The sequence below is a fragment of the Streptomyces sp. NPDC059371 genome, from assembly GCF_042751995.1.
GTDB lineage: Bacteria > Actinomycetota > Actinomycetes > Streptomycetales > Streptomycetaceae > Streptomyces.
Window position 1 is genome coordinate 1 of record NZ_JBHYXD010000086.1, and the last position, 12,069, is coordinate 12,069.

11 protein-coding genes are annotated in these 12,069 nt (G+C 71.2%); 3 read left to right on the forward strand and 8 right to left on the reverse strand.

Translation table 11 applies throughout. The features are described 5' to 3' along the window. Positions 1-126 precede the first annotated feature (126 nt). Both ACFXGX_RS33210 and ACFXGX_RS33215 read right to left on the reverse strand, forming a co-directional pair. Complete coding sequence (locus ACFXGX_RS33210) at positions 127-1,194, reverse strand: hypothetical protein (RefSeq protein WP_384798739.1); 1,068 nt, start codon at positions 1,192-1,194, stop codon at positions 127-129. An 85-nt stretch (positions 1,195-1,279) separates the two neighbouring features. Beyond that, positions 1,280-2,533 (reverse strand): aromatic acid exporter family protein, encoded by a 1,254-nt coding sequence (locus ACFXGX_RS33215; RefSeq protein WP_384798742.1) that lies wholly within the window; start codon positions 2,531-2,533, stop codon positions 1,280-1,282. Positions 2,534-2,649: 116 nt separating this feature from the next. On the opposite strand from ACFXGX_RS33215, the gene ACFXGX_RS33220 reads away from it, so the two are divergent. Continuing rightward, positions 2,650-3,255: a TIGR03086 family metal-binding protein gene (locus tag ACFXGX_RS33220; protein ID WP_384798745.1), complete on the forward strand. Its 606-nt coding sequence runs from the start codon at positions 2,650-2,652 to the stop codon at positions 3,253-3,255. Between the two features lie 87 nt (positions 3,256-3,342). On the opposite strand, the gene ACFXGX_RS33225 is transcribed toward ACFXGX_RS33220, so the two are convergent. Next, the gene (locus tag ACFXGX_RS33225; RefSeq protein WP_384798748.1) at positions 3,343-3,837 is read right to left on the reverse strand and encodes an FBP domain-containing protein; all 495 of its coding nucleotides are present in this window, start codon (positions 3,835-3,837) and stop codon (positions 3,343-3,345) included. 151 nt (positions 3,838-3,988) lie between these two features. Between ACFXGX_RS33225 and ACFXGX_RS33230 the strand changes: the two genes are divergently transcribed. Continuing rightward, positions 3,989-4,999: a phosphotransferase family protein gene (locus ACFXGX_RS33230; protein ID WP_384798751.1), complete on the forward strand. Its 1,011-nt coding sequence runs from the start codon at positions 3,989-3,991 to the stop codon at positions 4,997-4,999. A 38-nt stretch (positions 5,000-5,037) separates the two neighbouring features. Here ACFXGX_RS33230 and ACFXGX_RS33235 read toward each other — a convergent pair whose 3' ends face one another. Genes ACFXGX_RS33235 through ACFXGX_RS33250 form a run of 4 tightly spaced genes read right to left on the reverse strand, consistent with a single transcriptional unit; the run spans position 5,038 to position 9,638 of the window. After that, positions 5,038-6,396, reverse strand: coding sequence for a GH1 family beta-glucosidase (locus tag ACFXGX_RS33235; protein WP_384798826.1), 1,359 nt, complete (start codon positions 6,394-6,396; stop codon positions 5,038-5,040). 47 nt (positions 6,397-6,443) lie between these two features. Continuing rightward, positions 6,444-7,316 carry a carbohydrate ABC transporter permease gene (locus tag ACFXGX_RS33240; protein ID WP_384798754.1) on the reverse strand — a complete coding sequence of 291 codons (873 nt, stop codon included), beginning with the start codon at positions 7,314-7,316 and terminating at the stop codon, positions 6,444-6,446. After that, positions 7,309-8,310, reverse strand: a complete 1,002-nt coding sequence (locus tag ACFXGX_RS33245; protein ID WP_384798757.1) for a carbohydrate ABC transporter permease — start codon at positions 8,308-8,310, stop codon at positions 7,309-7,311. The genes ACFXGX_RS33240 and ACFXGX_RS33245 overlap by 8 nt, the downstream gene beginning before the upstream one ends. 14 nt (positions 8,311-8,324) lie before the next feature. Beyond that, on the reverse strand, positions 8,325-9,638 hold the full coding sequence (locus ACFXGX_RS33250) for an ABC transporter substrate-binding protein (protein WP_384798760.1): 1,314 nt from the start codon (positions 9,636-9,638) through the stop codon (positions 8,325-8,327). Between the two features lie 168 nt (positions 9,639-9,806). On the opposite strand from ACFXGX_RS33250, the gene ACFXGX_RS33255 reads away from it, so the two are divergent. Beyond that, positions 9,807-11,129, forward strand: a complete 1,323-nt coding sequence (locus ACFXGX_RS33255; protein WP_384798763.1) for an ROK family protein — start codon at positions 9,807-9,809, stop codon at positions 11,127-11,129. 91 nt (positions 11,130-11,220) lie between these two features. Here ACFXGX_RS33255 and ACFXGX_RS33260 read toward each other — a convergent pair. Then, positions 11,221-12,069, reverse strand: an 849-nt coding sequence (locus tag ACFXGX_RS33260; RefSeq protein ID WP_384798766.1) for an oxidoreductase, incomplete at its 5' end; no start/stop codon positions are given.

Genomic DNA, 12,069 nt, shown 5'->3' on the forward strand with positions numbered 1-12,069 from the left:
GCGTCCCCACCACCGCACCCGGGCCCCCCACCACCCCGTAAACAACAAACCCGGCCACGGGGGGTGGCTCAACCCGCCACGCCCGCGGCGCAACGCCGGGATCTACGCGGGGCGCAACGCCGGGATCTACCAGTCGCCGTCCCCGACGGGCTTGCCCGGCGCGTCACCGAGCGGCTGCACCTGATGGGGCGAGGGCTGCTGCCAGGGCTCGTGGTCGTCGCCCAGCCAGTCGCCGACCGGCTGCACCGCACCGAGCCCGTCCGTGGGCGCCAGATCGGTGGCGTCCTGGTCGTAGTAGTCGAACCAGGGGAGCCCCGCGCGGGTGTACGCCGCGCGGTCCACCGGGGACGGGGGCGGCGCCTCGCCGGTGATGCGGCGCCACTCCGGAGGCGTCACGAGGTGGACGAACACCCGTCCGGCCGGCTCCCGCGCCCAGGCCTTCAGCGGCCGGTCGTCGCGGTAGACCTCCTGACGCATCGAACCGCCGACCCCGAGGCCCATCGCCGGGGCGCTGCGCGCACGCGGTGCGCCCCCGGGACGCGCGGCGCCGGGCGCGGCGCCGAAAGCGGCCCCGGGCGCGGGCGGCGCCGCCATCATCGGCATGGCCGCGCCCAGGGTCCGGGGCATCCGCATGCTCTCCTCGACCCGGCGGCGCTCCGCCTCCCGCCACGCCGCCAGCTCTCCGGCCTCCAGCGGGAACGACTGGAGCTGGACACCGCCCCAGACCTCCTCGCCGGTGACCTGCCCCTCGACCGTCGCCCCGAGACCCAGCGGCACGGCCACGAACTGGCGGACCGTCCCCTTGCCGGAGTTGATGCCGTCGAGCCACGGCTGCCGGGGGAGGACGACGTAGTTCTGCGGGTCACGGGTGAGCCGGGAGCTCCACGGCTTGCCGGAGACGGCACACACCTTGCCGACGCCCACCTGCAACGCGGCCGGCTCCGCCGTCCCGGCGAAACTCAGCCACATGGCCTCGCGCAGATACACCGGCAGCATCACACCCCCGCGCGCCCGCCACTCGGCGGGCACCCGGTCGCCGTAGTCCTCGACGCGCCGGACGGGGAACTCGCCGAGCCCCGGCGGCAACGCGTGCGTGCCCGTCTCGGGCAGCCGCAGTGTCCGTATGAACCGCACCTGCACCCCGCCCGGCAGCCGCAGTGCGTTCCCGTCGATCCGCACGGTGTCCTCGGTCATCCGCCCGCCCCCTCGTTCTCCTGCCACCGGCCACGCCGTGCGCCTCACCGCCACGGCGTCGTGCCGTTTCGCCTCACGGAACTCGTCATCTAGAACGCCCGGAGGCCTCGGAACGGTTCCGGTTCCGGCGCGGCAGGCGCACCCGGCTCCGCAGCCGGGTGAGGCGCGGCCGGCGCTCGCGCTGCTCACGGGTGCAGCGGTCCAGTTCCTCGAACAGACGCCTGGTGCGATGCTCGGTGTCCAGCTCGTCGAGGATCCGGGTGACCTCGGTCAGGACGGAGCCGTGGAGCTGCCACTGGCTCGGGTCGCGCTGGACCTCCTCCAGGAAGACCTGGGCCAGCTTGTCGCGGGTGGCGGCGGCGGTGGCGAGTTCCGCGCTGAGCCGCTCCTCGGCGGACACCGCGTTCTGGGTGACGTCGGTGGTCACCAGCACCGCGAAGCTGACGATCGCGTCGGCGATCTCCGACAGCAGCTCCTGGAGGACGGTTCCGGCCTGCGGTTCGAACAGGGGCCGGGGCTCCCGTTCCTTGGCCAGGTCGGTGAGGCTGCGCGCGAGAACCCGCAGGACCACCGTGCAGATCTCCAGGGTGTCCAGGCCGGTGCGCAGCACGACCCGGTGCATCAGGCCCTCACGCACCCGCGGGTTGAGCTTCAGGCTGTCCTCGGCCTGCCGCAGGGCCGCGTCCACCCCGGCGATGTCGTTGTCGAGCCGGCGGGCCTCGTGCAGCCGCTCGGCCGCCACATGGAAGGGTGTGTGCGCGGCGGCACCCTCGCCGACCCGCAGCATCAACTGCCGCATCCGGCGTGCCAGGTCCTCGATCTGCTCCCCGGCCATGTCGACCCAGACGGGCGGCGCGAGCACGAGGTTGCAGGTGAGGCCCACGACCGCCCCGATCAGTGTCTCCAGCACGCGGGCCCACGCGGTGTCGCCCACTCGGGTGACGCCGAGGACCAGCATGGCGCTGATCGCCACCTCGGGCACGAACTCGCTGACCCGGACCAGATGTCCCACCCCCAGCGAGGCGAGGATGATCAGGCCCAGACTCCACCAGGTCAGGCCCACCAGGCTGCTGAAGCCGATGGCGATGACGACGCCGACCACCACGGAGTTCACCCGCCGGATCGCGGTGGTGATCGTCGAGTACAGAGTGACCTGGACGACCAGCAGCGCGGTCAGGGGCGCGGTCAGCGGCGCGGGTTCGGGACTGAGGTGAATGGCCACCACGTACGCGATCGTCGCGGCGGCCGTCGACCGAAGTGTCTGGACGACCACCGGCTCCCGGCGCCGCTCCACGATCTTCGCGACGGATGCCGTCCACTCACCACGTGCCTCGTGCATCCTTGGGGCCTTCCCGTTTAACACGGGTACCGAACGTGTTGATCGCGGACCGTATCTGTCCGCAAGGGGTCCTAGATTGAATCGACAGGGACGGACCCGCATCAGGAGGCACCGGAATGAGCGCGATGAGCAACGTCCAGGGCATCGAACTGCTGACGCTGTCGCACGACCGGCTGCGCGCCGTGGTCGCCGGTGTGCCGGAGAGCGCCTGGTCCGCGCCGACGCCGTGCGGTGAGTGGACGGTGGCCCAGGTGCTCAATCACGCCCGGCTCGACCAGCAGGCGTACGGCGCGGCGGTCACCGGCACCGGGTGGCCCGAGTCGGACGCCTTCCACCCGGACGACACGCTGGAGGCCGACGTCACGGCGGCGCTCGACAAGGTCCTCACCCAGGTCGCCGACGTCTACGCGGGACTGCCCGCCGACGCGGAGGAGGTGGCCACCCCGCTCGGGCCGCTGCCGTTCCGCGTGGCGGCCGCAGCGGCCGCCATGGACGCGGGCGTGCACGCCTGGGACATCGCGGTGGCGACCGGCCAGGCGTCCCCCCTGGACGACGACCTGGCCGGCGGCATCCGGCTCGCCGCGGACCAGCTGGCCGACCACCTGCGCGACGCCTTCGGCGTGTTCGCCGCCGCCCGCGAGGTCCCGGAGGGCGCCGGCCGGGCCGAGGCGCTGCTCGCCTTCCTGGGCCGTGACCCGCACTGGGCTCCCGCCGGATCCTGAGGAGACAGCGGTGCGGGGCGCCGGGGAGCGTCGTCAAGCCGGGGCGGCCCGGCCGCGGCCCACCGGCGCCTGGACGAGCGTCGCGGTTCAGTCGCGCAGCTTCGCCAGGAAGGCGGACAGATGGCCGACCGTCCGGGCGATCTGCTGTTCCGTCGTGAGGGTCTCCTCGAAGCGGCTTCCCGTCCGGAGGTCCTTCTTCCCCCGGACGTAGAGGGAGCAGGCGAGGTCGGCGCAGACGTAGATGCCGACCGAGTTGCCCTCGCGGCCCGCCGCGCCCGCCTTGCGGGCCGTCATCAGCGAGACCCCGTCTCCCGGGTGCGTGGTCAGGCACAGCGAGCACAGGCTGCGGTGCGGGAGCCCGCGCCGGGAGGACGGGAGTCGCAGGGTGACGCCCAGGAAGCCGCCGTCCCGTTCGGTGACGAGAAAGCCGCGGTCGGGCGCACCGGGATCTCGCCAGCCCAGGAAGTCCAGCTCGTCCCAGGGGCGTTCGTCGAGATCACGCGGTGTCGCGAGCCGCTTCGCCTCGCCCCTGGAGCAGTTGATGAACGAGGTGCGGATGTCCTGCTCGGTGAGCGGTCTCATGGGGGCCTCCCGGTGCCGACGACGAAACCTAGGGGTCCTAGGTTTTGGTCGAAGGTACCTAGTTCCGGGAGTGGGGGCCAGTGGATTTCGGGACCTGTGGACGCCGTCGCGAGGGCTGCGGGCGCGAGGGGTGACCTGGCACAGTGACCTCATGGACGAGGGGGACGCGGTAGCCGGCGCGGACGGGTGGCAGCGGGCCGGGCGGGCTCTCCGGGAGGCCGGGCTGCCACCCGGGAGTCTGGTCGGCCGCCGGGTCCTGTCCGGGGGCACGTACAACGCCGTTGAGGAACTGACGCTCGCCGACGGCAGCCGCTACGTGCTGAAGGTCCCGCCGCCGCCCACCGTCCCGGCCCTGGCGTACGAGCGGCAACTCCCGCTCTCCGAGGCGGAGTTCTACCACCGGGCCGCCACCGTCGGCGTACCGGCACCCTCGCCGGTGGGAGACCGCCGCGACGGCCACCTGCTGATGACGCACTGTCCCGGCGAGCCGTGGGCGGACCTCCCCGAGGGTGAACGCGGGCCACTCCGCCGGGAGTTGGGTCACCTCGTGGCCCGGCTGCACAGGGTGACGGGACCGGGCTTCGGCTACCCCTCCGGCGCGCTCGGCCCGCTCGCCCCCGACTGGCGGACCGCCTTCACCGGGATGTACGAGGCACTCCTGGACGACGCCCGCCGCTACCGCGCCTGGCTGCCCCGCCCCGTGGACGAGGTGGCCCGGATCGCACGGGCCGCATTCGGCGCCCTGGACGAGGTCACCGTCCCCCGGCTCGTCCACTTCGACCTGTGGCGCGGGAACATCCTGGTCGAGCGGGCGGACACGGGCCCGCGGATCGGCGGTCTGATCGACGGCGAGCGCATGTTCTGGGGAGACCCGCTCGCCGACTTGGTCTCCCTGGCCCTGCTCGGGGACATCCGCCAGGACGCTGACTTCCTGACGGGTTACCAGGAAGCGGGAGGAGTAGCCGAGTTCGGCGCTCAGGCGAGCCGGCGCCTGGCTCTGTACCGCAGCTACCTCTACCTGATCATGCTCGTCGAGACCGTCCCCCGCGCGTCCGGTGACGAACGGGTCGCCTGGGTGCGCGAGGTGGTCGCCCCGCTGCTGACGGCCGCCCTCGACGAGATCGGCCGGGGTGCGAACACCCCGGCCGAAAAAGGGTTCTAGTGCCGCCGCACTGGAAACCCGTGCGCCCTGGCGAGGCCTCAGGCCGCCTTGCTGGCGCCCCCACGGTGCCCCCGGACGATCTCCGCGTAGCGGTGACCGCTGCCCTTGATCGTCCGTACCTGCGTCTTGTAGTCGACGTGCACGAGACCGAACCGCTTGTCGTAGCCGTACGCCCACTCGAAGTTGTCCAGCAGCGACCAGGCGAAGTAGCCGGCCAGCGGAACACCCTTGCGGGCCGCCGAAGCGCAGGCCGCCAGATGCTGTTCGAGGTAGGCGACGCGCTCCGGGTCGTCGACGGTGCCGTCGGGGCGTACGACGTCGGGATAGGCGGAGCCGTTCTCCGTGACGTACAGCTTGCGGGCGCCGTACTCGTTCGTCAGGCGGAGCAGCAGCCGCTCGATGCCGGCGGCCTCGACCTCCCAGTCCATGCCCGTGACGGGCACGCCGGGCCGGCTGATCTGCCGCGCGTACGGGGCCGGACCGGTCGGGTCGTCGACCACGTGGGACGGGAAGTAGTAGTTCAGGCCCAGCCAGTCCAGCGGCGCGGCCATCGTCTCCAGGTCGCCCGCGACCTCCGGGAGTTCGACCCCGTAGACCTCGACCATGTCGGCGGGGAAGCCGCGGCCGTGCACCGGGTCGAGCCACCAGCGGTTGGTGTGCCCGTCCTGCCGCTTCGCCGCCGCGATGTCCTCCGGGCGGTCGGTGGCGGCCTCGATGCTGCCCAGGTTGTTGACGATGCCGATCTGCGCGCCGGGGGCGGCCGCGCGGATCGCCTGCGTGGCGAGTCCGTGCCCGAGCAGGAGGTGGTACGAGGCGCGGACGGCGGCCGTGAGGTCGGTCAGGCCGGGGGCCATCCGCCCCTCCAGGTGGCCGATCCAGGCCGAGCACAGAGGCTCGTTGAGGGTGGTCCAGTGCTGGACGCGGTCGCCGAGCCGCTCCGCGACCACCGACGCGTAGGCGGCGAGGTGGTGCGCGGTGTCACGGGCGGGCCAGCCGCCCCGGTCCTGCAGCACCTGGGGCAGGTCCCAGTGGTAGAGCGTGACCGAGGGGGTGATGCCCGCCTCCAGGAGGCCGTCGATCAGCGCGTCGTAGTAGTCGAGCCCCTTGGCGTTGACCGGCCCGTCGCCGCCCGGCATCACCCGGGGCCAGGCGATGGACAGCCGGTAGGCGTTGGTGCCGAGCCGGCGCATGAGATCGATGTCCTCGCGCCAGCGGTGGTAGTGATCGCAGGCGACGTCCCCGTCGTCGCCGTTGTCGATCTTGCCGGGCGTGTGCGAGAAGGTGTCCCAGATGGATGCGGAGCGGCCGTCCTCGGCCACGGCACCCTCGATCTGATAGGCCGACGTGGCCGTGCCCCAAAGGAAGTCCTCCGGGAGGGCGGCAAGGTCGATGGTCACTGAAGTCCCTTCGTCGTCAATGGTGTCGATGTCCTCGGCGGGGCCGGTCACTTGACGGCTCCCGCCGTGAGCCCGGCGACGAGATAGCGCTGGAGCAGCAGGAAGCCGGCCACCACGGGGACGCTGACGACCAGCGAGGCGGCCATGATCTGGTTCCAGTACACGTCGTTGAGCGTGGAGTAGCCCTGGAGGCCGACGGCGAGGGTCCGGGTGGCGTCGTTGGTCATCACCGACGCGAACAGCACCTCGCCCCAGGCGGTCATGAAGGCGTACACGGCGACCGCGACGATGCCGGGGATCGCCGCCGGAACGACCACGCGGAAGAGTGCCCCGAGCGGCCCGCAGCCGTCGACCAGCGCCGCCTCGTCGAGATCGCGGGGCACCGAGTCGAAGTACCCGATCAGCATCCAGATCGAGAACGGCAGCGAGAAGGTCAGATACGTGAGGATCAGACCGCCGCGCGAGCCGAACAGCGCGATCCCGGTGGCGTTGCCGATGTTCACGTAGAGCAGGAACAGCGGCAGCAGGAACAGGATGCCGGGGAACATCTGGGTGGACAGCACGGTGACCGTGAACACGCGCTTGCCGCGGAAGCTGTAACGGCTGACGGCGTAGGCGGAGAACACGGCGATCACGACCGAGCAGCCCGTGGCCGCCCCGGCCACGATCAGCGAGTTCACGAAGTACCTCGCCAGCGGCACCGTCGACCAGATGTCGATGTACGGCCGGATGGTCAGCCCGCTCGGCAGCCAGCGGAACTTCCCCGAGACGTCCGCGAGCGGCTTCAGCGAGCTGGAGACCATGACGTAGACGGGTACCAGGACGAAACCGCTGAGCAGGGTGAGGAAGATCCGCCGGGACCACAGGAAGGACCGCGGCGGGGCCATCGGGGAGCGGGGCGTGGTGGAGGTGCTAGACATCGGCCGTCTTCCTTCCCCGGGAGGTCAGCAGCAGGTAGGCGCCGGTCACCACGAGCAGGAAGAGCAGCAGCAGCACGGACATCGCCGAGCCGGTGCCGAAGTTCCAGGTGACGAAGGACGCCTGGTAGATGTGGACCGAGATGAGGTCCGCCGAGTCCGGGGCGGTCCTGCCGAACAGGACGAACGGCGTGTTGAAGTCGTTGAACGTCCACAGGAACAGCACCAGCACCAGGACCTGGTTGACCGGCCGCAGCGACGGCAGGGTGATGCGGCGCAGCTGCTGCCACAGTCCGGCACCGTCGAGGGCCGCGGCCTCGTACAGCTCGCCCGGGATGTTCTGCAGGCCGGCCATGACGATCAGGAAGGCGAACGGCCAGCCCTTCCAGACCGACACGGTGAGCAGGGCGTAGAAGCTGTTGTCGCCGATCAGCCAGAAGGACGGCTTGTCGGTGAGGTGGAGCTGGTCGTGCAGGACGTGGTTCACCAGGCCGTTGTCGTGCTGGAACATGAACACCCAGGTGATCACGGCCGCGTAGACCGGCAGCGCGTACGGCACCAGGAACAGGGCCCGCAGCACACCCCGCCCCACGAAGTTGTCCTGCATGTAGATCGCGGCGGCCGTGCCGATCAGCCAGCACAGACCGACCGAGAGCAGGGTGAAGGCGATGGTGACGAAGAAGGAGTGCAGCAGCGCCTCGCCGACGGGCTCGTCGAAGTGCACCGACACCGAGTAGTTGTCGAAGCCGGCCCAGGGTGCCGTGCCCCAGTCGCGGATGTAGAACTGCGTGAGCTCCTTGAAGCTCATCACGATGCCGATCACCATCGGCACCAGGTGCACCAGGAGTTCGAGCACCAGCGCGGGCAGAAGCAGCAGGTAGGGGAGTCCGATGCGCTTGATCCGCCCGGTGCGGCGCGGGCCGCGCGCCGCACCGGGGGAGCTCTTGCGCACCGTCCGCTCGCCGGGTTCGGCGGAAGCGGCGGTCGTGGTGGTCATGAGGGTGTCCGCACTCACTTCTTCGGCATCTGCTGCTGGGCCTTCTCGAGCGCCGCCTTCACCGAGGCGGTGGTCACCGCGCGACCGGCGGCGGCGTCCGCGAACAGGGCCTTGACGGCGGTGCCGACCGCGGTCTCGAACTGGGACTCGTCGGCGACCTGCGGAAGCGCGGCGGCGCTCTTGGCCAGAGTGTCCTTGAGAACCGCGTTCGAGGGGGAGTTGAACGCGGTGTCCGTCTGGGCGGTCTTGACCGGCGGGATGGAGCTGTAGGCCCCGTTGAGGATCTTCTGCTCGGCGTCGCTGGTCAGGAACTTCACGAACTTCGCGGCGCCGTCGAGGTTCTTGGTGTTCTTGAAGACGGCGAGGTTGATGCCCGCGACCATCGAGTTGACGTTGGCGCCCGTGCCCGGGGTGCCGGACTGCACGGGGACCGGGGCGATGCCGTACGCGTCCTCGCTCATGCCCTGCGACTTGAGGTTGGCGGCCGCGGACTGCCACAGCAGCATGGCGTTCTTGCCCTTGGCGAAGTCGCTCACCGACTGGTTCTGCGCGTACTCGGCGTTGCCCGGGGCGATGATCTTGTCCTTCGCCATCAGGTCCACGTACTGCTTGACCGCGGCGACGGCACCGTCGTTGGTGAAGTCCGCCTTGCCGTCGGCGGTGAAGAAGTCGGCGCCGTGCTGCTTGGCGAAGACGAAGGCGTGGTGGATGTTCTCCGACGCGTTGGAGCCCTCCGCGCCGAGACCCCACTTGCCGTTCTTCGAGAGCTTCTTGCCGTCGGCGACCAGCTCGTCCCAGGTGGCCGGCGGGTTGGCGATCCCGGCGTCGGCGAACATCTTCTTGTTGTAGTAGAGCGCGTACGCCATCGAGTACAGCGGCACCGCGGCGGGGTCCTTGCCCTCGGCGCCCGTCGAGCCGAGCGCGGAGTCGACGAAGCGGTCCTTGCCGCCGATCTTGTCGAAGTTCTTCGCGTCCCAGGGCAGCAGCGCGCCGGTGGCCTGGAGCGAGGCGCTCCAGGTGTTGCCTATGTTGAGGACGTCCGGGCCCTGGCCCGAGGTGGTGGCGGTGAGGATCCGGTTCAGCAGGTCGGACCAGGGCACGACCTCCAGCTTCACCTTGATGCCGGTCTGCTTCTCGAACTTCGCCAGTTCGGGGGCGAGCGTCTTCTTGTCGATCTCGATGCTGGCGCCCTGGTTGGAGGCCCAGTACGTGAGTGTCTTGGGCGAGGCGTTGGACCCGCCGCTCGACGAGCCGCCGCCACAGGCGGTCGCGGCGGTCAGCAGAGAGATGGTGACCGCACCTGCGGCCGCGGCTCGGATTCTGCGCATGGCTGCTTCTGTCCCTTTCCCGGAGGGAGACATGAGGAGCGCCCGCGTTCACTTCCCGAACGATCCTCATGGCTTAATTTAGGACGTGAGTTAAGACCCGGAAGAAAGTCGCGTCAAGGGATCGCACAGGGGTATCTTGCAGGTCGGGCATGCCGGAAGGGACATCACATGGCGGGGCGGAACGGGCGGACAGTGCGTGACCTGCGGCGGGGCAATCGGACCGCCGTACTACAACGGTTGTATTTCGACGGCCCGATGAGCCGCTACGAACTCGGTCCCGCGACCGGGCTGAGTTCCGGATCCATCAGCAACGTGGTCGCCGAACTCGTCGCCGACGGTCTCGTCGAGGAGGCCGGAAGCGTCGACTCCGACGGCGGACGTCCCCGCACCCTGCTGCGCGTCGTGCCCGGCAGCGGCCACATGATCGGCGTCGACGTCGGCGAGACCCGGGTCCGTATCGAGCTGTTCGACCTGACCCTCACCGAACTCGCCCGCACCGAGCGGCCGTTGGAACACCAGGGATACGAGACCGACCGGCCGCTTCGGCGTCAGGAGTACGACGTCGACGTCATCGTCGGCCACATCCGCGACGGCATCGCCGAGGTCCTCGCCGAGGCGGACATCGCCCCCGCACAGCTCCTGGGCGTCGGCATAGGGGTGCCCGGCATCGTCGCCCGCACGCCCGAGCGCGGCGCGGTCGTGCACGGCCAGACCATCGGCTGGGACGCCGTCCCGTTGGAGTCCCTGCTTCGCTCCGCCTGCGAACTCCCCGACACCGTCCCGTACTTCGCGGACAACGGCGCCCGCACCCTCGGCCAGGCCGAGATGTGGTTCGGTGCCGGACGCGGTGCCCGCAACGCGGTGGTCGTGCTCTTCGGCTCCGGCGTGGGCGCCTCTCTCGTCACGGAGGAGGTCGAGAACGGCCGGTCGGTCGAATGGGGGCACCTGACCGTACGGGTCAGGGGCCGCCGCTGCCGCTGCGGCGCCCTCGGCTGCCTGGAGGCGTACGCGGGAGCGGAGGCGCTCCTGGACCGCTGGCGCGAGGAGGGCGGGCGGCCCCCGGAGGGCACGGACGAGGAGACCGCGCTCACCGCGATGCTCGCCGCCGCCTACCCGCCCGAGGGCACCGAGCCCGACCGCATCGCTCTTGCCGTGCTGGAGGAGACCGCGGAGTACCTGGGCGCGGGCCTCTCCGACCTGATCAACCTCTTCCAGCCCGAACGCATCCTCATCGGCGGCTGGGCCGGCCTCCAGCTCGGCTCCCGCTTCCTGCCCGCCGTCCGCCGGTACGCCTCCTCGTACGCCCTGCGCTACCCCGCCCAGCACGTCACCGTGGACCTCGGCCGGCTCGGCCCCGACGCCGTCACGGTCGGCGCCGCGATCCTCCCGCTGGCCGACTTCTTCGCCCGCGGCGGCCGGCGCGCGGAACCCGCGCCGACGGGACCGTCCCCCGCCTGGCGCACGGCCCTGGAGGAACGCGCACCGCACTGATCCCCTCCGCGGGGGCGACCGTGTCCGGTGCGGAGGTGCCCGCGCGGCTCAGCCGAAGGCGTTCACGCCGGTCAGCTCCGCCGACCGCGGCTCAGCCGAAGGCGTTCACGCCGGTCAGCTCCGCCGACAACTCCCACAGCCGGGAGGCCTGTTCGGGGTCGGTCGCGTAGGCGCTCACGCCGGTCCGGGTGCCGTCCGCCGGAGCCGGTTCGGCGATGTCGCAGTCCTCGCAATACACCCCGCCCATCCCGGCGAGCTGCGGCGAGGTCGCGGCCCACACCTGGGTGGCCGCACCCTGCTCGGGCGTCTTGAAGCCCTCCGGGTTCAGCGGTGTGCCGTTCTCGTCGATCCAGCCGCGCTCGACCATCTCCTGCCTGGGCAGGTGCCGCTGGAGCGGGGTGAGGATGCCGCCGGGGTGCAGCGAGAAGGCCCGTACGCCGAAGTCCCGTCCCCGTCGGTCGAGTTCCACGGCGAAGAGCACGTTCGCCGTCTTCGCCTGCCCGTAGGCCTGCCACTTGTCGTAACCGGTCCGCCAGTGCACGTCGTCCCAGCGGATGCCGGAGTAGTGGTGGCCCGCGGAGGACACGGACACGACCCGCGCGCCGCCCGGCGCGATCGCCGGCCAGAGCCGGTTGACCAGCGCGAAGTGGCCGAGGTGATTGGTCGCGAACTGCGCCTCCCAGCCGGGGCCGACCCGCGTCTCGGGGCAGGCCATGATGCCGGCGCTGTCGATGACGATGTCGACGACACGGCCCGAGGCGAGGAACCGCTCGGCGAAGGCGCGCACGCTGTCCAGGTCGCCGAGATCGAGTTCGTCGGTCTCGGCGCCGTCGATGCCGGCCAGCGCCTCGCGCGCGGTCGCCGCGCCCCCCGCGCGGACCACCACCCCCGCGCCCCCCCCCGCCACCGCCCCCCGCCGAACCACGACCACGGCCCCCAC

Excerpts from the sequence above, each read along its gene's own strand:
- ACFXGX_RS33210 (WP_384798739.1), bottom strand. The coding sequence starts at position 1,194 with ATGACCGAGGACACCGTGCGGATCGACGGGAACGCACTGCGGCTGCCG.
- ACFXGX_RS33215 (WP_384798742.1), bottom strand. The coding sequence starts at position 2,533 with ATGCACGAGGCACGTGGTGAGTGGACGGCATCCGTCGCGAAGATCGTG.
- ACFXGX_RS33220 (WP_384798745.1), top strand. The coding sequence starts at position 2,650 with ATGAGCGCGATGAGCAACGTCCAGGGCATCGAACTGCTGACGCTGTCG.
- ACFXGX_RS33225 (WP_384798748.1), bottom strand. The coding sequence starts at position 3,837 with ATGAGACCGCTCACCGAGCAGGACATCCGCACCTCGTTCATCAACTGC.
- ACFXGX_RS33230 (WP_384798751.1), top strand. The coding sequence starts at position 3,989 with ATGGACGAGGGGGACGCGGTAGCCGGCGCGGACGGGTGGCAGCGGGCC.
- ACFXGX_RS33240 (WP_384798754.1), bottom strand. The coding sequence starts at position 7,316 with ATGTCTAGCACCTCCACCACGCCCCGCTCCCCGATGGCCCCGCCGCGG.
- ACFXGX_RS33245 (WP_384798757.1), bottom strand. The coding sequence starts at position 8,310 with ATGACCACCACGACCGCCGCTTCCGCCGAACCCGGCGAGCGGACGGTG.
- ACFXGX_RS33250 (WP_384798760.1), bottom strand. The coding sequence starts at position 9,638 with ATGCGCAGAATCCGAGCCGCGGCCGCAGGTGCGGTCACCATCTCTCTG.
- ACFXGX_RS33255 (WP_384798763.1), top strand. The coding sequence starts at position 9,807 with ATGGCGGGGCGGAACGGGCGGACAGTGCGTGACCTGCGGCGGGGCAAT.